Genomic DNA, 19,742 nt, shown 5'->3' with positions numbered 1-19,742 from the left:
TCTCCACTACGATGTAGAACTCGTCCAGTCCTCCACCGTAGGTGGAGGTTTACTTTGATTGCAGAAAAGGGCTGCCAATGGCAGCCCGAACTTGTTCAGCTTAGCGGCGAATGGACGCCGTGCTGCACGGATCCACGCCATAGGCGGGCGCGCAGGCGCTCTTGTTGGCAGCAACAGTGCCGGGGGCCAGGAACGAGCCTGCAAGAATAACAAATGCCGCACACGCAAAAAACAGTGCGATGGATTTGCCCATGGGGGGAAGCCTTTCGGAGGAGGGTGTGGCAGTCACGGCGATACTCGAGTACTTGGGAGAATGGCGGCGGTTTACGGGCCGTCGCGATCTGTTTCAATAGAGTATTTTGTTGAACCGCCGGTTAACGTTAAGCAGTTGTGCGTTGCGTCATTTACGCCACAACCCTGAACGTCAAAGAGGCAGAACAATGTCCTGCCTCCTGCTTGAGCATCTAGAAAATGACGGGCCTTGTGCCCTCAGGCTGCTTTGCCGGAATTCGTGAATTGCCCCTGAACGCGATACTGGACGAGGTAGCTTGGCAGGATCGCATCCAGCAGCGTGGGGCGTACGCCAAACGCTGCAAGCGTGCGGCCTTCCTGCTCGGCTTCCTTCGAAACGACGTTATCAGACTTCAGAAGCAGAACCTGATCGCTCGTCAGCGGCGGGGTGATCAGGGGAACCATGGATGCAATGCTGCCGATCAACGAGGCAACACCGAAGGGCAGCGTGACCAGCGGACGCTTGCGATAGGTGATGCGAAGGACAGCCTCGAGACACTGCTTGAAGGTCAGAACCTCTGCGCCGCCGAGCTCATAAATCTTGCCCTTGGCAACCTTTCCTTCAACCGCCTTTGCGATGGCCGTGGCGACGTCTTCCACGAAGACGGGCTGGAACTTGGTCAGGCCGCCACCGATCAGTGGAAGAAATGGCATGGTGCGCGCCATGTCGGCAAATTTGTTGAAGAAGTTGTCTTCCTTGCCGAAAATGATCGACGGACGCAGGATGATAGCATCTGGAACGGTGGAGAGGATTGCTTCCTCGGCGCGGCCCTTGCTGCGTGCATAGGAGGACTGCGACCTGGCATCCGCGCCGATGGCCGATACATGCGTCAGGGTTGCGCCAGCGGCGCGGGCAGCCTCGGCAACGGCCTTGGCGCCGAATTCCTGCACGGCGTCAAACGAGTTCTTGCCGCTTTCGAACAGAATGCCAACGCAGTTGACCACGTGATCCGAGCCGGCAACGGCCTGATCGATCGATTTGCGATAGCGCAGATTGGCCTGTACCAGCTGGATCTGGCCCACATAGCCGGCTGGACGCAGGAAGCCAGCGAGGTCCGGCCGACGGACGGCCACACGGATACGGTAGCCGCGCTTGGCCAGTTCCCGCACGACATGCCGGCCGACAAAGCCCGAGCCCCCGAAAACGGTCACGAGCGGCGGAAGATTGGACATGGTCATGGGAGTGCTCCGAAAGCCAAGGAGAGTTGTTTTTCTTTGTCTCTAGCCGAAACGGCGGACGAGGTGAAGTGTTGCAATGCATGCATTCGCTGGCGGCGCGCGATTTCTTCAATGCACCCTGTCCGGCGCACGATGCCTATCCATCACGCCTCTTCGATTCCTTCGACAACCAACATTTCCGCATCGGCAACCTGTTGGCGGATCTTGGCGGCAATCTGGTATTCCGGAGACTTGTAGCAATCGACGGCGGCCTGCATGGAGGGAAACTCGATCACGACGTTTCGCGCTCTTGCCGTTCCTTCCAGCCGTGTATGAGCGCCGCCGCGTGCCAGAAACTTTGCGCCATATTTCTCGAATGCTGGTTTGGCCGCTGCCACATAATCCTTGTACCGTTCGGGATCACGAACATCGACGCGCGCAATCCAGTATCCCTTCGGCATGCCTTCCTCCGTATTCGAATTTGCTGAATGAAAGGCGTCTTATGCAGAAAGCGCAAGTGCCATTTCATCAAGGATCGATTTTGCCGCAGCAAGAGCATCGTTTGCCTTGACGATGGGCCGTCCGACAACCAGATGGCTCGAACCGTTCCTTATTGCATCGCCAGGCGTCACCACGCGCTTCTGGTCGCCCGCCTCAGAACCCGCAGGGCGAATTCCTGGTGTTACGAGTGCCATGTCCGGTCCGATGATGCTGCGCACGGCAGAGGACTCCTCGGCAGAGCACACGATCCCGCCCATCCCGGCGTGTCGGGCCTGCTCGGCGCGCTTGAGAACCAGAGACCGAGGATCGGCATCATATCCTGCTTCCAACAGATCGGCAGCATCCATTGATGTGAGGACGGTTACACCCAGCAGGCAAAGGCTGGAACCCTTGGCGGCCGCGACCGCAGCGCGCATGGCTTTCGGATAAGCGTGAAGCGTCAACATGTTTACGCCCATCTTGGCGACATTCTCGACCCCATGGGCAACAGTGTTGTCGATGTCGAGCAGTTTCATGTCGAGAAAAACAGATTTTCCATCCCGAACCAGATCGCGAGCCAGCTCCAGTCCGCCTACGAAAGCCAGCTGGTAGCCGATCTTGTAGAAGGAAACCGTCTCGCCAAGTGTCCGGATCAGCGCCTCTGCTTCACCGACGGTCGGTACATCCAGGCCTAAGATCAGTCGGTCACGAGCGTTCATCGCGTTTCTCCTTGCCAGAATTCCATGGGTGTCCACTCGCATTTGAGGCGGCACTCGGCAAGATTGCGCGCGAGAGAAAAGCAGAAAAGATTGCCGCCACCCGATGGTTGATCGTGGTTTCGCGCGATGGACTGGCCTGAAAGCGAGCATTTCAGAAGGGTTCCAACTCCGCCGTGCCCTACAAACGCCATGGGGTGGGCCGGATCGTGTTCCCAAATAACTTCCGAAACCGCAGTCACGATACGAGCCTGTGCGTTGATTGCCTTCTCCCAGCCGCGGAAACTATCGGCCGGGTTCGCGAAAAAGTGATCCGCTGCCTCTTCATGGGCGTCGTGCGTGAGATAGCCCGTCGCAGACCGGTCGATCTCGTGACTTGAGTGTGCGATTTCTATTTCGACGCCAGCCGTCCGGGCCAGGATTTCGGCTGTCTCGATTGCCTTGCGTTCGGGACTGCTGACGATCCGCTGCAACTCCCTAACCCACGGACATGCTGTCGCCGCGAGAACGCGTTCACGTCCACGCGGTGACAGGTTCCATTCCGGAACCGGCACCTGCGGGTCGATCTGTACCTGGGGATGACTGATGTAGATCCCAAACATCCCTTGTTTTAATCAGGGCGCGTATAAGTCCACAACTGCGCTGGTGGCAAATTGCGCACGACAAAATCGAAATGCTTGATGCGATACCGATCCGGCTTGGCAATGATGGGTGAAACCGGCCCGTAGGTAATCTGCATCACCGGGCGACCGTGCGGCATGCGATCCAGCAGATCTTCCAGCAGCCAGATGCGCTTTTCCATCGGGAAGCTCAACATGGGTATGGCGGAGATCACAGCGTCGAACTTGCGATTCTTGAAGTCGCCTAGAATCGTCTGCAGCTCGAAGGCATCGCCATTGATGAACCGGACATCCGGGATCGTTCTGAGCAGATGCTGGTAGAAGTCTGTCGAGTATTCGATCGAGACAAGATCCTGCGGCTTGATGCCCCGCTTCAGGATTGCCTTGGTAATGATGCCTGTGCCAGGCCCGAGTTCCAAAACCGGAAGACTGGATTGCGGATTGATCACGCTTGCCATCCGGCGTGCCGTCACACTGGACGTTGGAAGTATGGCACCGACCTGCTTGGGGCCTTCCATCCATCCCTTGAAGAAACGGATTTCCTCATCGAATTTACGGCCCAGCCGTTCCTTCAGGCGCAATTCCATCAACTATCTCCCGCGAATCTGTCGACCGTTCATCGCGCCGTCATGACGCAAAATCAAGAAAAAATGTCGCATCTGAAATGCGGCAGAAGAAAGGGCCGCGGCTGCGACCCTTGAAATTTAAATTAAACACGCATCGGCATCAGCACATAAAGCGCGTCATCGCCCGCCGTATCCCGTACAAGTGTTGGCGAACCCGCATCGGCAAGAAGGAAGATCGCATCCTCGCCGGAAAGCTGCGCTGTGATGTCCAGCAGATACTTGGCGTTGAAGCCAATTTCCATCGGCTCGCTTTCATAGCCCACGGCCACTTCTTCCGTGGCGCTGCCGGAATCAGGGTTGTTGACCGTCAGAAGCAACTGACCGTCGTTGAGCGCGAGCTTTACGGCGCGGCCACGTTCTGAGGAGATCGTAGACACGCGATCGACAGCGCGGGTAAAGCTCTGGCAATCCACGCGCATTTCCTTGTCGTTTCCGGTGGGAATGACGCGCTGGTAATCCGGAAACGTGCCATCGATCAGCTTGGACGTCATGACGATGCCGCCAAGCGTCAGGCGTATTTTGGCATCCGAAACCTCGACTGTGACGACCGCTTCCGCATCGTCCATCAACTTCTGCAGTTCGCCCACTGTCTTGCGGGGAATGATGATGCCCGGCATGCCTTCCGAACCGGAGGGCGCCTCGATATCGGCGCGAGCGAGGCGGTGTCCATCTGTCGCAACGGCTCGCAACTTCAACTGACCGCCCGTTTCGATCGTATGGAAGAAAATCCCGTTGAGATAATAACGCGTTTCTTCTGTTGAGATCGCGAATTGCGTGCGGTCGATCAGCATCTTCAGGTCGGATGCCTTGATCTTGAAGCTGTGCGTGAAGCTTCCGGCCGTCAGATCGGGGAAGTCAGCTTCTGGCAGGCATTGCAGCGAAAACTTCGAACGGCCGGACTGGACCGACATCGTGCTGCCATCCGGGTTGACGGCCAGAAGAACCTCCGAGCCATCGGGTAGCTTGCGTACGATTTCATAGAGCAGATGCGCCGGAACGGTCGTCGCGCCGGCCGTCTCAACCATTGCCGGAAGTTCTTCGGTGATCTCGAGATCCAGGTCCGTCGCCTTCAGCGCCAGATCGTTGCCGGAAGCACGCAGCAGGACGTTGGAGAGGATCGGAATCGTGTTGCGGCGCTCCACCACCCGGTGAACGTGATTCAACGATTTCAGGAGGTTGGACCGCTCAAGAGTAATACGCATGGGATGCTACCGCTTTCGACCGTGCCGGCTTCTGGTGAGAAGCCGAATGTTATTCTCGTCCGTCAGGCTGGTCGGACAGATGTGGATCGGCAAAATGGCAGACAAAGCGGCAAAAAGGCAAGAGGCCCCTCCGATTCTCGGGTCGGAATCAAGTTGGAGGATCAACTACTCACAGCTTTCCACATGGTTGCCGCTTTTGCCTTGCTCAGCATGGTGCACTCGCCCATAAAGGCGTGAATATAATAAGGCAGGCATTGAGCAGTGACGGAAGATCGACAGCAGGCGGCGAAAACCTATCGGATCGGAAACACGGCGATCCCGGCGCGACCGCTGGAACCGGCACTCTATCTCGTAGCAACTCCGATCGGCAATCTGGGTGATATCACCCTGCGCGCCCTGGAAACGCTGGCAGGCGCTGATGTGCTCGCCTGTGAAGATACACGGGTCACGCGCGTGCTGCTGGACCGTTTCGGCATTACGGGAAGGCCCTATGCCTATCATGAACACAATGCCAATGAAGCTGGGCCCAAGCTTCTTGCCGCTCTGGAAGCGGGAAAATCTGTTGCGCTGGTGTCAGATGCCGGAACTCCGCTGGTTTCCGATCCCGGTTATCGCCTGGGCCAATTGGCGATTGAAGCGGGTTATCGGGTCGTGCCGATCCCCGGCCCCTCGGCGCCGCTGGCTGCCCTCGTGGGTTCCGGTTTGCCATCGGATGCTTTTCTGTTCGCGGGCTTTTTGCCGGTGAAGGAAAAGGGCAGGCGAGATCGGCTGGCAGAGCTTTCCAAGATCCCGGCAACCCTGATCTTCTTTGAATCACCGCACCGGATTTCAGATACCCTCACCATTGCAGCAGATGTGCTCAGCCCTTCACGCGCCGCCTGCGTGTGCCGTGAATTGACCAAAACCTTTGAAGAGTTCCGCCGCGGGTCGCTCGGTGATCTGGCGGAGCAGTACAAGGACGCGACGGTCAAGGGCGAGATCGTTTTTGTCGTCGGCCCGCCGGACTATCATGATATTCCCGCCGCCGTCGATGTGGATATCATGCTGCGGGAACTCTCCGCCAGCATGCCCGCCACCAAGGCCGCAGCGGAGGCGGCCCGCCTGACTGGTCTCTCGCGTAAAGATCTTTATCAGCGCCTGATTGAGTTGAAAGATGCCGAAGACAGTCAGGGATGACGGCAAGCGGCGCAGGCACGCAGAAAGGCGAGGCCGGTTTGCCGAATTTCTGGCAGCGCTTTATCTGATGAGCAAAGGCTATCGGATTGTCGCAACACGCTATCGGACGCCTCTTGGTGAGATCGATCTGATTGCCCGCAAAGGGAACATTATTGCCTTTGTAGAGGTCAAGGCACGCAAATCGGAAAACTCAGCTGTCGAGGCGGTGAGCTTTCACAGCCAGAACCGCATTCGTGCGGCAAGCGACCTGTGGCTTGCCAGGCAAAGAAAGGCCTCCGGTTTGTCGCTCAGATATGACATCGTTGCGATAACGCCGTGGCGCCTGCCAAGTCATTTCGTCGATGCCTTTTGAATGTTTTTGCATTGGTGTGCAAATTAGATGATATTGTAACAGTTCTGTCATAGATACTTCAAGGACCTGTCACGCAGCGCCGCTAATCAGCCCCTCATCCTAAACTGAAGGAAAGAGGGACGATCCCCATGTTCAAGAAGCTTGGCCTTGCAGCGGCAGCGTTTGCTCTGTCTGCCTCCACATCGCTTGCGGCAACTGAAGTTACCTGGTGGCACGCCATGGGCGGCGAGCTTGGCAAGAAGCTCGAAGAGATTGCCACGAAGTTCAATGAAAGTCAGAGCGAATACAAGGTCGTTCCCGTTTACAAGGGCTCCTACCCAGAAACCCTGACTGCAGCCATTGCTGCCTTCCGCGCCAACCAGCAGCCTGCGATCGTTCAGGTTTTCGAAGTCGGAACCGGTACGATGATGGCGGCCAAGGGTGCCGTTTACCCCGTTTACAAGTTGATGAAGGACGAGGGCGAAAGCTTCGAGCCGAAGTCGTTCCTCGGTCCGGTGGTCGGCTATTACTCCGACACGCAGGGCAATATCCTGTCACTGCCCTTCAACTCGTCCACGCCGATCCTCTATTACAACAAGGACGTCTTCAAGAAGGCTGGCCTTGATCCAGAAGTTGCTCCGAAGACCTGGAAGGAAGTCGAGGAATTTTCGAAGAAGATCGTAACGTCGGGTGCGGCCAAATGCGGCTTCACGTCGGCCTGGATCACCTGGGTGCAGACGGAGAATCTCTCCGCTATCCACGACCAGCCATTTGGCACCTTGGAAAACGGCTTCGGTGGTCTCAAGACCCAGTTCTCCTTCAACGGTCCGGTTCAGCAGAAGCATTGGGCAAACCTGAAGAAGTGGCAGGATGAAGGCCTCTTCAAGTATGGCGGTCCAGTCGGTGGCGATAACGCTGCTACGATGTTCTACGCGCAGGAATGCGCAATGACGATGAATTCGTCCGCGGGCCGCGCTGGCGTCATCAACAACGCCAAGACCTTCACGCCGGGCTTTGCGCCGCTGCCCTATTATGACGATGTCACCAAGGAGCCGAAGAACTCCATCATCGGCGGTGCGACGCTGTGGGTTCTGAACGGCAAGGACAAGGCCACCTACAAGGGTGTTGCCAAGTTCTTCTCCTACCTCTCGAAGCCGGAAGTCCAGGCCGACTGGCACCAGTACACCGGTTACCTGCCGATCACCAACGCGGCCTATGACCTCGGCAAGAGCCAGGGCTACTACGCCAAGAACCCGGGTTCGGACATCGCTATCGAGCAGATCACCCGCGGCACGCCGAGCGCGAATTCCAAGGGTCTGCGCTTCGGCAACTTCACCCAGGTGCGCACGATCGTGGACGAAGAGTTCCAGTCGCTGCTGGCCGGCAAGAAGGACGCCAAGCAGGCTCTCGACAGCGCCGTCGAGCGCGGCAACAAGCTGCTGCGCGAATTCGAAGCCGCCAACAACTGATCACGGCTGACCCAGAGGGGAGGGGCGGCCCGGCGCCGGTCCTCCCTTCCTTTGTCCGGACCAATCTGGCAGGGGCTCAATGGATACGAAAAAAACCACCTTCAACAACCGGCTGCTGCCCTATCTGCTGCTCGCGCCCCAGCTTTTCATCACGCTGGTGTTCTTCATCTGGCCTGCGGCCCAGGCGGTGAAATCCTCCTTCGAGCGTGAGGACCCTTTTGGCCTCTCAACCGTCTTCGTCGGATTGCTGCATTATGAGCGTCTGTTCGATGACCCGAACTATCTCGATGCCCTGTCGAGAACCGCCGTCTTTGCCGTCTCGGTGACGGCGCTGTCGATGCTGCTCGGTCTTGCCTTCGCCGCCTCGGTGGACCGGCTGGTGCGCAGCGGCAAGGTCTATACCACGCTGCTCGTCTGGCCCTATGCGGTCGCCCCCGTGGTGGCCGGCGTGCTCTGGTGGTTCCTGTTCAACAGTTCTACGGGGCTCATGCCCTTCTTCCTGGAAAAGATCGGCATTCACTGGGATCATGACCTCAACGGTACCCAAGCGATGATCCTGATCATCATCGCGGCCGCCTGGAAGCAGGTCTCCTACAATTTCCTGTTCTTCCTCGCCGGACTCCAGTCCGTGCCGCAGTCGCTGATGGAAGCTGCCGCCATTGACGGGTCGGGCCCGGTGAAGCGCTTTTGGACCATTTCTCTGCCGCTTCTCTCGCCCACCACCTTCTTCCTGTTCATCATCAATGTGAATTATACGATGTTCGACACCTTCCCGATTGTTGATGCAACGACGGTTGGCGGGCCGGCACAGGCAACCACCACGCTTGTCTACAAGGTCTATCAGGATGGCTATCTCGGCTTGAACCTCGGCTCCTCCTCGGCGCAATCGGTCCTTCTGATGCTCATCGTCATGGTGCTGACGTTTGTTCAGTTCCGCTACGTCGAACGCCGCGTGCAGTATTGAGCAACGATCATGGTTGAAAACAGACCCCTGCTGAACATCCTCACGCACGCCTTCCTGCTGCTCGGCTTCGCCATCGTGGCTCTGCCGGTCTACGTGGCGGTGATCGCTTCGACGCACGACATCGCGACGCTGATGAGCGGCCCCGTGCCGCTTTGGCCCGGATCCCATTTCATCGAGAACTACACGCAGATCCTGACCAGCGCCTCGGCTGCAAATGGCCTGCCGAACTATTCCCACATGGCGCTGAATTCACTGATCATGGCTTTGGTGATCACAGTGGGAAAGATCGCGATCTCCATTCTGTCAGCTTTTGCGATCGTCTATTTCCGTTTTCCTTTCCGGGTCTTGGCTTTCTGGATCATTTTCGTCACCCTGATGCTGCCGGTAGAAGTGCGCATCATGCCGACCTACAAGATCGTGGCGGACCTTGGGCTTCTGAACTCCTGGGCCGGATTGACAATACCGCTGATCGCCTCGGCGACCGCCACCTTTCTGTTCCGCCAATTTTTCATGACGATCCCGGATGAGATTCTGGAAGCCGCGCGAGTGGATGGTGCGGGGCCGATGAAGTTCTTCCGCGATATTCTGCTGCCCCTGTCCCGCACGAACATCGGTGCACTATCGGTCATCCTCTTCATCTATGGCTGGGTGCAATATCTCTGGCCGCTGCTGGTCACAACGGATCCCGGTTACTACACGCTGATGATGGGCATGAAGCGAATGGTCACCGTGCAGGATGGCGTAATCCAGTGGAACCTCGTGATGGCGGGCGCTGTGCTTGCCATGCTGCCCCCCATCCTCATCGTCATCTTCATGCAAAGGCTGTTCATCCGCGGCCTTACCGAAACGGAGAAGTAACATGGCCTCGATCTCGATTGACAAGGTCTCGAAGATCTACACGGGTGGCGTGAAGGCGGTAAATTCCGTTTCCATCGATATCGCTGATGGCGAATTCATTGTCCTCGTAGGCCCCTCCGGCTGCGGCAAGTCAACGCTACTTCGCATGGTGGCTGGCCTGGAAACGATTTCCGAAGGCGAGGTCTCAATTGGTGAGCGAATCGTCAACCGGATGGAACCGGCAGAACGCGACATCGCCATGGTCTTCCAGAACTATGCGCTCTATCCGCATATGACTGTTTACCAGAACCTCGCCTATGGCCTGAAGAACCGTGGTACGCCGAAGGCGGAAATCGATGCCCGCGTTGCAGAAGCCGCACGCATGCTGGAGATTACCCAGTATCTGGAGCGCAAGCCGCGAGCGCTTTCCGGCGGTCAACGGCAACGTGTGGCGATGGGGCGCGCCATTGTGCGCAAGCCAGCGGCTTTTCTCTTCGACGAGCCGCTCTCCAATCTCGATGCAAAGTTGCGCGTGTCCATGCGCGGCGAGATCAAGCGCCTCCAGCGGCGTCTTGGCACCACCTCTATCTATGTGACCCATGATCAGCTGGAAGCCATGACACTGGCGGATCGGCTGGTGGTGCTGAACGGCGGAGAGATCGAGCAGATTGGCTCTCCACTCGAAGTCTATCACACACCGGCGTCCACCTTTGTCGCAAGTTTCATCGGCTCGCCCGCCATGAACCTTGTCCGGGCAGAGGTGCAAGGCTCCAAACTTGCGATCGGCTCCGGACAGCTGGATCTTTCAACAACAGCGCCTTCAGGAATAGTGACCGTGGGGTTGCGGGCAGAGGATTTGCGGTTGGCACTGGCCGGCGAGACAGGGCTTCCATTCCGGCTGGATTACATCGAGGAACTTGGATCGCAGCGTCTTGCACATGGCTTTGTCGGAGATCAGGCTCTAACAGCGGCCTTTCCTGCCGAAACCTTCCTGGCCGAAAACCTTTGTCTGGTGATTGACCCTGCACGGCTCCATTTCTTCGATGCAACCAGCGGCAAAAGGCTTGCGCTGGAAGGGTCGAGGTCACCTGCCCGATCTGTAGCAAGCGCATGATCCGAATTTTGGACAAATGATTAAAATGCAAGTGACCGCAGAAGCCTGATCGTTGGTTGTGCCTGATAGTCTCCGCTCGAATTTCGTTGCGGGGGAAGTGATCGTACTGAAACTGGCTTTGGCCGGAGCCCTGGCTCTGGCGCATCGTAGGCGGACTGCAAATGAAACTGCGGTCGAGACTCCGTTCATCGGTGCCAGCAACGAGCACCTCGTGAGGGATCTGGTCTCTTCGCCAATCGAGCCCGGCTGGATACTGTCTGGAAGTCCTGAGGCGCGGGTCGCCTATCATTCGCAAGCAACGGACAAATGTTCCTGTACGGCAATGTAGGATTGCACGGCCGGTACATTCCGCTGGTTCTTTGGCGAGGATGAAACCGTTGTCATTCTGGAAGGTGACGTTTTCGTCATCGCGAAGGATGGTACGCAGAGGCTGCTAAAAGCGGGCGATGTCGGCTACTTCAAGGCTGGAACCTGGGCGACCTGGAGGGTTGACCACTATGTCCGAAAGATCGCCTTCATGCGCCAGCCGCTCGATCTGCCCGTCTCCCTTTTTTATCGTATACGCAGGCGCATCATCCGCCAACTGAAGGGCCGAAGAAGAGCACTCTGAGCCCATTCTCGCGTTGCCATTGCCCCTCAGGCATCCTACATCTGCCAGGCAATCTCTTGAGGGGCAGCCATGGCCAATATCCGCAAAGTCGCGTTCCAGATGGACCACGTATCCGGCATCAACATCGTCGGGGATTCTACCTTCGCCATGGCGCTGGAAGCGCAGGCGCGCGGCTACGAGCTCTTCCACTATACGCCCGACAGGCTGACCATGCGCGATGGCAAGATCTTTGCTGCCGTCGAAGCCATGCAGTTGCGTGACGAAAAGGGTAACCATTTCACACTCAGCGAGCGGGAGCGCGTCGATCTGTCGACTATGGATGTCGTGCACCTGCGACAGGACCCGCCCTTCGACATGGGCTACATCACATCCACCCATCTTCTGGAGCGTATCCATCCGAAGACGCTGGTCGTCAACGATCCAGCCTGGGTTCGCAATTCACCGGAAAAGATTTTCGTGACCGAGTTCGCCGATCTGATGCCGCCGACCCTGATCACGAAGGACATCGGCGAGATTGCTCGCTTCCGTGAGGAGCTTGGCGATATCATCCTGAAGCCGCTCTATGGCAATGGCGGCGCAGGCGTCTTCCACTCTGCCCGTGATGACCGCAACTTCTCGTCGCTTCTAGAAATGTTCGGCCAGATGTATCGCGAACCCTACATCGCACAGGCCTATCTGCCGGCCGTGCGCAAGGGTGACAAGCGTATCCTCCTCGTGGATGGGAATCCGGTCGGCGCCATCAACCGCGTTCCGGCAGAACACGACGCCCGTTCCAACATGCATGTCGGCGGACGTGCAGAGCCGACAGAATTGACTGCGCGCGAAAAGGAAATCTGCGATCGGATTGGACCCGCTTTGCGTGAGCGTGGCTTCCTGTTCGTGGGGATTGATGTCATCGGTGACTACATGACCGAGATCAATGTTACATCTCCGACCGGAATTCGCGAGGTGAAGAAGTTCGGCGGTGTGGATGCCGCCGTGCTACTTTGGGATGCAATCGAGGCAAAGCGTTCTGTCGCTTGAGAGTTGAGGCCTTCCAAATTTAGATGCAACTTTAACAGGATTTCTGTTCTCCAATTGTTCTTGTTTCCGCCTGCAAGTTGTGCTTGATTGTACGTGAGCTTCGGTGCTGCTGCCGAAGCGTGGCTGGCAGGTGGAAATGGTCGCGCGCGTTAATACGGTTGCCTTTCAGGGCATAGAGGGCGTCCCTGTTGACGTGCAGGTCATGGTGGGCCCGGGGAAGCTCGCCATGCAGATCGTCGGCCTGCCGGACAAGGCGGTAGCCGAGAGTCGTGAGCGCGTACAGGCAGCCCTGCATGCCTCCGGTCTCGCGCTGCCGCCGAAAAGGATAACGATCAATCTGGCGCCTGCGGATCTTCCCAAGGAGGGATCTCACTTTGATCTGCCGATTGCATTGGGTCTTATGGCCGCCCTAGGAGCCATCCCCGCAGAAGCATTGGCAGGCTATGTGGTGATCGGTGAACTCAACCTGGATGGAACACTGGCTGCGGTGGCCGGTGCACTGCCTGCAGCCATTGGTGCAAACGCGCTTGGCAAAGGGCTCATCTGCCCGGCAGACAGCGGCGCGGAGGCTGCCTGGGCTGGTGCCGAATTCGATATACTTGCACCTCGAAGCCTGATTGCGCTGGCCAATCATTTTCGCGGAAGCCAGCTTCTTGCAAGGCCAGCACCGGCAATCCGTGCAGCCCCCGCCAACTTGCCGGATCTCGCCGAGATCAAAGGACAGGAAAGCGCCAAGCGAGCGCTGGAAGTCGCTGCGGCGGGTGGTCATAATCTTTTGATGGTCGGGCCGCCGGGTTCTGGAAAGTCGATGCTGGCTGCACGCCTTCCTTCCATTCTCCCGCCGCTTTCGGCAGCGGAGCTTCTGGAAGTCTCCATGATTCATTCGATTGCGGGTCAACTGTCTGGAGGAAAGCTGTCGGATAGGCGGCCGTTCCGCACACCGCATCATTCGGCCACCATGGCAGCGCTTGTTGGTGGCGGTTTCCGGGCAAAACCGGGTGAGGCATCGCTCTCCCATCACGGCGTGCTGTTCCTCGACGAGTTTCCGGAATTTTCCCCGCAGGTTCTCGATGCCTTGCGGCAGCCGCTGGAAACGGGCGAATGCATCATTGCACGCGCCAATCATCGGGTCTCTTATCCGGCCAATATCCAGCTTGTGGCGGCTATGAATCCGTGTCGGTGCGGTATGGCCGGTGAGCCGGGGCATAGCTGTGCCAAGGGTCCCAAATGCATGACGGATTATCAGGCGCGTATCTCTGGGCCTCTTCTGGATCGCATCGATATTCGTATCGATGTACCTGCTGTTGCGGCCGCGGATCTCATCCGTCCTCGTCCGGCTGAAAGCAGTGCCGATGTGGCTACCCGCGTTGCGAAGGCAAGGGAGCGCCAGCGCCGGAGGTTCATTGCCGCAGGCATGCCATATATCAGCACCAATGCAAGATGTTCGACCTCGCTGATCGAGCAGGTCGCAGAACCTGACGCTGCCGGTGCGCAGCTATTGAGAGATGCGGCTGACAAGATGAAATTCTCGGCGCGCGCCTATCATCGTGTGCTGAAGGTGGCCAGAACACTGGCGGATCTGGACGATTGCGACCGTGTCGGGCGCATCCATCTCGCGGAAGCCATATCCTATCGGATAGCAGGAGAACGTTTGACGGCGGCAGTCTGACCAGGTTGCAGTCTGACCAGGTGGCAGTATGACCAAAGGTGCCGAAGTGGCAGGGGAAGATCAATTGGTGAAGGCTTTCAAGTCCCCGCTTTCCGTTGTCTTGTACCGCTGGGCGGGCTGACCTCGACCGTGGAGATCAGCCCCGGTGCGCAGCGTCTCAAGTCTGCAGCGATGCAGATCGTGTTAACCGGATTCAGCCACCGAGACCCTCGAACAGGACAGTCGAAAGGTAGCGTTCTGCAAAAGACGGAATGATCACGACGAGGTTCTTGCCGTCGTTCTCCGGTCGAGAACCAATCTTTATGGCTGCGGCCAGTGCTGCGCCAGACGAGATGCCGACCGGCACGCCTTCGAGACGAGCCACCAGACGCGCGGTCTCGATAGCCTCCTGGCTGGCAATAGTGACGATTTCGTCATAGACGGATCGATCGAGGATCTTGGGCGCAAAGCCTGCACCGATGCCCTGGATCTTGTGAGGGCCGGGTTCTCCGCCAGACAGGACCGGAGATTCGGCGGGTTCGACAGCAATCACCTTGATGTCCGGTTTGCGGCTCTTCAGAACCTGCCCCGTGCCGGTAATCGTGCCGCCGGTACCGATGCCCGACACGAAGATGTCGACTTGTCCGTCTGTATCGTTCCAGATTTCTTCCGCGGTCGTCTTGCGGTGGATTTCAGGATTTGCCGGGTTCTCGAATTGCTGGGGGATAATCGCATCGGGCAGGCTGGCCGCCAGCTCCTCTGCCCTGGCGATCGCGCCTTTCATGCCCTTTGGACCTTCGGTCAAAACCAGTTCCGCCCCCAGAAGCGCCAGCATCTTGCGACGCTCGATGGACATGGTCTCTGGCATGGTCAGAATGAGGCGGTAGCCCTTGGCGGCGGCTGCAAAGGCCAGTGCAATTCCCGTATTGCCTGAGGTAGGCTCAACCAGCACCGTTTTGCCGGGCGTGATGGTACCGGCAGCTTCCAGTGCCTCGATCATTGCGACACCAATACGATCCTTGACCGATGCGATGGGATTGAAAAATTCAAGCTTGGCAAGCAGATTGGCCTTTACGCCTTTTTCCCTTGCGAGCTTGTCCAGGCGAACGATCGGGGTATTGCCAATCGTTTCGGTGATAGAACCATAGATCTTGCCACGGCCCGGCTTTGCATCAGTCATAGTGTTTCTCCCCAAACTAGAATGTTACATCAGATGTAGGGTGCACGCCTCCAAAACGCGAGGTGAGACATGCCCGCCTGGCATCGGCCAGCGGAATAATTTTCCGCATCTCTAGCCTCGCTCAACGCGCGGCAATATAGGCTGCAGTTCCTGCCAGAATTCCAGCTGCCGAACGGTTGAGTGCTTGCAAGGTCCGTGGCTTCTTCAAAAGTTCGCGAGCTTTCGACGCGAGCAGAATGTAGGGCAGCAAGACCGCGATCAGCACGATGAATGTGGTCGCTACCAGAGCCGCATAATCTCGCAGACCGACGTCCTGCAACGGTATCAGCGTCGGCACAAGCGCCACGTAAAACAGCATGGTCTTCGGATTGCCGAGCGTTACCAGCAGCCCAGAGAGAAAGGCCATCATGCCTGTTGCGCCGCGGGTGGCCTGAATATCCTGCCGGAGCAAACCGGCGGCCCACAGCTTCCACGCAATATAGCAAAGATAGAGAGCACCCAGATACTTGATGATGAGAAACGGCGTCGTGAAGTTCTGGGCAAGAATCGCCAGTCCCAGAATGACGGCAGTCAGATAGACCAGATCACCCAGAATGAGGCCAAGCCCCATGAAGAATGTGGGGCGGAAACCGGAGCCCAGAGCGCGCGCAACAATGGCTGTCATGCCGGGGCCGGGAATGGCCGCTGCTATGAACAGGGCACCCGCATAGGCAACAAGTGATGTCAGTGTCATGGAATTCATCCTCCGTTGCCATTGCTAATTGGGTTGCGATCCGGGCGCAACGGCTTATACGCCGGTGGAACCGAAGCCGCCCGCGCCGCGCGCCGTTTCATTGAAGGTATCTGTCTCCTGCACCTTGACCTGAACAACCGGCGCGAAAACCAGCTGTGCGATCCGCATGCCGCGGTCGATCGTGAAATCCTCCTGGCCCAGATTGATCAGCAGGACTTTAACCTCGCCGCGATAGTCGCTGTCGATCGTGCCGGGCGTGTTGAGACAGGTCACGCCATGTTTCAACGCCAGCCCAGAGCGAGGACGAATCTGAATTTCGAAACCCTGCGGTATCTCGAAAATGAAGCCTGTCGGCACAAGCACGCGAGCACCGGGCTGCAGGACGAGAGGTTCACTCACAGCGGCGCGAATGTCCATGCCAGCCGCGCCCGCCGTCTCATAGGCCGGCAGATCAAGCCCCTCTGCATGAGGCAGTCGAACGAGTTTCAGAGCAGGGCCGATGACTTCGCGCATGAGCGTCTCCTTCAAATCAGGCAGGTCAATTGCATAATTGGCCCGAAATCGCTAGATACGCCGCAACTCGAAGGATTTGCACATCATGGCTGAAAGCATTGCCGAGGCGGTATCCCGCCGCCGCACATTCGCGATTATCGCGCACCCGGACGCCGGTAAGACGACGCTCACCGAAAAATTGCTGTTGTTCGGCGGTGCCATTCAGCTGGCCGGTGAAGTCAAGGCGAAAAAGGATCGTATCCAGACCAGGTCCGACTGGATGAAGATCGAGCGCGAACGCGGCATCTCGGTCGTCACCTCCGTTATGACCTTCGAATATGAAGGCAATGTCTTCAACATTCTCGATACACCCGGTCACGAAGACTTCGCGGACGATACCTATCGCACGCTGACGGCGGTGGATGCGGCTGTCATGGTTATCGATGCCGCCAAGGGTATCGAGCCGCGCACGCTGAAGCTCTTCGAAGTCTGCCGCATGCGGGATATCCCGATCATCACCTTCGTCAACAAGATGGACCGCGAAAGCCGCGATACCTTTGAAATTCTGGATGAAGTGGAAGAGAAGCTGGCGCTGGACACGGCACCGGTCACATGGCCTGTCGGCCGATCCAAAACCTTCTGCGGCTCCTACAATCTGGCCAACAACACCTATCGCGGTTCCGATACGCAGGTTGAGCCACTGAAGGTGAATGGCCCGCAAAGTGTTGCCGAAAACCTGCCGGAAAATGAACGGGATGCTTTCATCGACGAGCTGGAACTGGCCCGCGAAGCCTGCCGCCCGTTCGACCGTCAGGCTTTTCTCGAAGGTCATATGACGCCTGTTTTCTTCGGCTCGGCGCTGCGAAACTTTGGCGTTCGCGATCTCATCAATGCGCTGGGTGATTTTGCGCCACCACCACGAGATCAGGTGGCCGATACCCGCACCGTTCATGCGGCTGAAGACAAGATGACGGCCTTCGTCTTCAAGATCCAGGCAAACATGGACCCCAACCATCGCGACCGCATTGCATTTGCCCGCATCTGCTCCGGCAAGCTGGAGCGCGGCATGAAGGCGCGCCTTGCCCGTACCGGCAAGCAGATGGGTCTGACGGCGCCGCAGTTCTTCTTCGCCTCGCAGCGTCAGCTGGCTGATACAGCCTATGCAGGCGATGTGGTAGGTATTCCGAACCACGGCACGCTGCGTATCGGCGATACGCTGACAGAAGGCGAAGCGCTGGTCTTCCAAGGCGTGCCGAACTTCTCGCCGGAAATCCTGCGCCGCGTGCGGTTGGAAGATGCCATGAAGGCGAAGAAGCTGAAGGAAGCGCTTCAGCAGATGGCCGAAGAAGGCGTCGTACAGCTCTTTTCGCCAGAAGATGGCTCACCGGCCATTGTCGGCGTGGTCGGTGCCCTGCAGCTCGACGTTCTGAAGGAACGGCTTTCGGCGGAATACAGTCTTCCGGTTTCGTTCGAGATGTCGCGCTTCTCGGTTTGCCGCTGGATTTCCTCGGAAAACAAGGCCGACATGGAGAAATTCCTGACTGTCAAGCGGGGCGATATAGCGCGCGATCTGGACGGCGATCCGGTGTTTCTGGCTCAGGATGCGTTTTCGCTTCGCTATGAGGCGGAACGTTACCCGTCCATCAAGATGGTTGCCATCAAGGAGTATCACGTCGCCAAAGCGGCGTGATCCCCTTCGGAGGTCAGGTCTGCCAGGAAGTCGTCGCACCAGCGCTTTACGTCATGAACCAGCAGATGGTCCATCATGCCGCGCCAGCGCTGGATGCGCTCCTCCTTGCCCATGGTCAGGGCGCGCGCAATGGCATGGCCAGTGCCTTCAATATCGTAAGGGTTGACCAGAAGCGCTCCGTTCAGTTCGCGTGCGGCTCCCGCAAAACGCGATAGCACCAAAACGCCCGGATCTTCGGGATCCTGCGCGGCCACAAACTCCTTGGCGACGAGGTTCATTCCATCTCGTAACGGCGTCACCAGACCGACTTTCGCCAGCCGGTATAAACCCGCCAGAACGGGGCGACCGATGGAGCGGTTGATATAGCGTATGGGAACCCAGTCAACGGTGCCAAGTGCGCCATTCACACGGCCGGCCTGCTCTGCGACGGTTCGCTGCATGGCTTCGTATTCGGGAACTTCAGACCGCGATTTCGGGGTGATCTGCAGATAGGTCACCTTGCCCTGATAGGCAGGATTGTGGGACACTAGGCTCTCATAGGCGTCGATGCGCTGGGTGATGCCCTTGGAATAATCCAGCCGGTCCACACCGATGATCAGATCACGGCCCTCAAGGCTCTGCCTTGCCTTGCGCACAATGGTAGTGGAGGCGGCCCGTTTGGCAAATTCGGCGAAGGCCGCTGTCTCGATGCCGATGGAATAAAAGCCGCCCTTGAAGGTTCGTCCGTGCGAGGAATAAAGCCCCTCGCCAACCGCATTGCCGAAACCCTCGCGAACCAGGCATCCGCGGAAGTTTTCCAAATCGTGGTCTGTCTGAAAACCGACCACGTCGTAATGGGTCAGTCCGCGCATGAGCTCTTCATGCACCGGCATGGCAAACAGCACATCTGCCGGCGGCCAGGGAATGTGCAGGAAGAAGCCGATCTTGTTCTTGAAACCCATCTGCCGGAGTTCGGCTGCAAGCGGAATCAAATGATAATCGTGGATCCAGAGAACGTCGTCTTCCTGGATGAGAGGAGCCACCCGATGGGCGAAGAAGCGGTTGACCCTGAAGTAACCGGCCATTTCCTTTCGGCCATACTCTGCGAGATCCAGCCGGTAATGACATATTGGCCAGAGGACACGGTTGGCGAAGCCATGGTAATATTCTTCGACATCGGTGCTCGTCAGATCGGTCAGCGCATAGGTAATATTGCCTCGTTCCGTTAGCGCCAGCGGGGCCGGTTCCTTTGTGCCGCTGGACTTTCCAGACCAACCCATCCAGACGCCGCCGCGCACTTCAAGCGCTGCCTGAAGTGCGACCGCAAGTCCGCCGGCAGGCGCCGTACCGTTTTTCTCCGGCATGGGCACGCGGTTGGAAATGACAACGAGACGGCTCACAAC

General features: G+C 57.9%; 21 protein-coding genes and 1 pseudogene. 11 read left to right on the top strand and 11 right to left on the bottom strand.

Annotated features, from left to right (window positions below; all coding sequences use genetic code 11):
* Window positions 1–100: 100 nt before the first annotated feature.
* From E8M78_RS15710 to dnaN, 7 genes are all read right to left on the bottom strand, one after another.
* Complete coding sequence (locus E8M78_RS15710) at window positions 101–289, bottom strand: hypothetical protein (RefSeq protein WP_162249581.1); 189 nt, start codon at window positions 287–289, stop codon at window positions 101–103.
* Window positions 290–489: 200 nt separating this feature from the next.
* On the bottom strand, window positions 490–1,470 hold the full coding sequence (locus E8M78_RS15705; RefSeq protein WP_137135876.1) for a complex I NDUFA9 subunit family protein: 981 nt from the start codon (window positions 1,468–1,470) through the stop codon (window positions 490–492).
* A gap of 143 nt (window positions 1,471–1,613) precedes the next feature.
* Window positions 1,614–1,910 (bottom strand): DUF1330 domain-containing protein, encoded by a 297-nt coding sequence (locus tag E8M78_RS15700; RefSeq protein ID WP_137135875.1) that lies wholly within the window; start codon window positions 1,908–1,910, stop codon window positions 1,614–1,616.
* 39 nt (window positions 1,911–1,949) lie between these two features.
* Window positions 1,950–2,648, bottom strand: a complete 699-nt coding sequence (gene pyrF, locus E8M78_RS15695) for an orotidine-5'-phosphate decarboxylase (RefSeq protein WP_137135874.1) — start codon at window positions 2,646–2,648, stop codon at window positions 1,950–1,952.
* A complete protein-coding gene (locus E8M78_RS15690; RefSeq protein WP_137135873.1) occupies window positions 2,645–3,247 on the bottom strand; it encodes a histidine phosphatase family protein in 603 nt (200 codons plus the stop codon). The genes pyrF and E8M78_RS15690 overlap by 4 nt, the downstream gene beginning before the upstream one ends.
* Before the next feature lie 8 nt (window positions 3,248–3,255).
* Window positions 3,256–3,852: a phospholipid N-methyltransferase PmtA gene (gene pmtA / locus E8M78_RS15685; protein ID WP_137135872.1), complete on the bottom strand. Its 597-nt coding sequence runs from the start codon at window positions 3,850–3,852 to the stop codon at window positions 3,256–3,258.
* A 122-nt stretch (window positions 3,853–3,974) separates the two neighbouring features.
* Window positions 3,975–5,093: a DNA polymerase III subunit beta gene (dnaN, locus tag E8M78_RS15680; RefSeq protein WP_137135871.1), complete on the bottom strand. Its 1,119-nt coding sequence runs from the start codon at window positions 5,091–5,093 to the stop codon at window positions 3,975–3,977.
* A gap of 261 nt (window positions 5,094–5,354) precedes the next feature.
* Here dnaN and rsmI point away from each other — a divergent pair, with 261 nt between their 5' ends.
* From rsmI to E8M78_RS15635, 10 genes and pseudogenes are all read left to right on the top strand, one after another.
* Window positions 5,355–6,269 carry a 16S rRNA (cytidine(1402)-2'-O)-methyltransferase gene (gene rsmI / locus E8M78_RS15675; RefSeq protein WP_137135870.1) on the top strand — a complete coding sequence of 305 codons (915 nt, stop codon included), beginning with the start codon at window positions 5,355–5,357 and terminating at the stop codon, window positions 6,267–6,269.
* Complete coding sequence (locus E8M78_RS15670) at window positions 6,247–6,621, top strand: YraN family protein (protein ID WP_137135869.1); 375 nt, start codon at window positions 6,247–6,249, stop codon at window positions 6,619–6,621. The genes rsmI and E8M78_RS15670 overlap by 23 nt, the downstream gene beginning before the upstream one ends.
* 128 nt (window positions 6,622–6,749) lie before the next feature.
* Window positions 6,750–8,069 (top strand): sn-glycerol-3-phosphate ABC transporter substrate-binding protein UgpB, encoded by a 1,320-nt coding sequence (gene ugpB, locus E8M78_RS15665; protein WP_137135868.1) that lies wholly within the window; start codon window positions 6,750–6,752, stop codon window positions 8,067–8,069.
* 79 nt (window positions 8,070–8,148) lie between these two features.
* Window positions 8,149–9,033 carry a sn-glycerol-3-phosphate ABC transporter permease UgpA gene (gene ugpA / locus E8M78_RS15660; RefSeq protein WP_137135867.1) on the top strand — a complete coding sequence of 295 codons (885 nt, stop codon included), beginning with the start codon at window positions 8,149–8,151 and terminating at the stop codon, window positions 9,031–9,033.
* Window positions 9,034–9,042: 9 nt separating this feature from the next.
* The gene (gene ugpE, locus E8M78_RS15655; protein WP_137135866.1) at window positions 9,043–9,891 is read left to right on the top strand and encodes a sn-glycerol-3-phosphate ABC transporter permease UgpE; all 849 of its coding nucleotides are present in this window, start codon (window positions 9,043–9,045) and stop codon (window positions 9,889–9,891) included.
* A 1-nt stretch (window position 9,892) separates the two neighbouring features.
* Window positions 9,893–10,984, top strand: a complete 1,092-nt coding sequence (locus E8M78_RS15650) for a sn-glycerol-3-phosphate import ATP-binding protein UgpC (RefSeq protein WP_137135865.1) — start codon at window positions 9,893–9,895, stop codon at window positions 10,982–10,984.
* A gap of 58 nt (window positions 10,985–11,042) precedes the next feature.
* Window positions 11,043–11,312 carry a hypothetical protein gene (locus E8M78_RS24125; protein ID WP_348640120.1) on the top strand — a complete coding sequence of 90 codons (270 nt, stop codon included), beginning with the start codon at window positions 11,043–11,045 and terminating at the stop codon, window positions 11,310–11,312.
* Window positions 11,313–11,327: 15 nt separating this feature from the next.
* Window positions 11,328–11,594 (top strand): annotated as a pseudogene (locus E8M78_RS24120) (cupin domain-containing protein); the annotation flags it as partial.
* Between the two features lie 69 nt (window positions 11,595–11,663).
* Window positions 11,664–12,617, top strand: a complete 954-nt coding sequence (gene gshB, locus E8M78_RS15640; protein ID WP_137135864.1) for a glutathione synthase — start codon at window positions 11,664–11,666, stop codon at window positions 12,615–12,617.
* Between the two features lie 136 nt (window positions 12,618–12,753).
* The gene (locus E8M78_RS15635) at window positions 12,754–14,286 is read left to right on the top strand and encodes a YifB family Mg chelatase-like AAA ATPase (protein ID WP_137135960.1); all 1,533 of its coding nucleotides are present in this window, start codon (window positions 12,754–12,756) and stop codon (window positions 14,284–14,286) included.
* A gap of 193 nt (window positions 14,287–14,479) precedes the next feature.
* Here E8M78_RS15635 and cysK read toward each other — a convergent pair whose 3' ends face one another.
* The 3 genes from cysK to dut all read right to left on the bottom strand — a co-directional run bounded on the left by cysK (window position 14,480) and on the right by dut (window position 16,691).
* A complete protein-coding gene (gene cysK / locus E8M78_RS15630; protein ID WP_137135863.1) occupies window positions 14,480–15,445 on the bottom strand; it encodes a cysteine synthase A in 966 nt (321 codons plus the stop codon).
* A gap of 121 nt (window positions 15,446–15,566) precedes the next feature.
* Window positions 15,567–16,178, bottom strand: coding sequence for a LysE family translocator (locus E8M78_RS15625; RefSeq protein WP_137135862.1), 612 nt, complete (start codon window positions 16,176–16,178; stop codon window positions 15,567–15,569).
* A 54-nt stretch (window positions 16,179–16,232) separates the two neighbouring features.
* Complete coding sequence (gene dut, locus E8M78_RS15620) at window positions 16,233–16,691, bottom strand: dUTP diphosphatase (protein WP_137135861.1); 459 nt, start codon at window positions 16,689–16,691, stop codon at window positions 16,233–16,235.
* An 85-nt stretch (window positions 16,692–16,776) separates the two neighbouring features.
* Between dut and E8M78_RS15615 the strand changes: the two genes are divergently transcribed.
* Complete coding sequence (locus E8M78_RS15615) at window positions 16,777–18,360, top strand: peptide chain release factor 3 (protein ID WP_062555158.1); 1,584 nt, start codon at window positions 16,777–16,779, stop codon at window positions 18,358–18,360.
* Here the strand turns inward: E8M78_RS15615 and otsA are convergent.
* On the bottom strand, window positions 18,339–19,739 hold the full coding sequence (gene otsA, locus E8M78_RS15610) for an alpha,alpha-trehalose-phosphate synthase (UDP-forming) (RefSeq protein WP_137135860.1): 1,401 nt from the start codon (window positions 19,737–19,739) through the stop codon (window positions 18,339–18,341). The genes E8M78_RS15615 and otsA overlap by 22 nt on opposite strands.
* Window positions 19,740–19,742: the final 3 nt, after the last annotated feature.

Origin of the sequence: Rhizobium sp. FKY42 (assembly GCF_005222835.1) — a bacterium.
Taxonomy (GTDB): domain Bacteria; phylum Pseudomonadota; class Alphaproteobacteria; order Rhizobiales; family Rhizobiaceae; genus Neorhizobium.
This window is presented reverse-complemented; position numbering and strand designations above follow the sequence as displayed.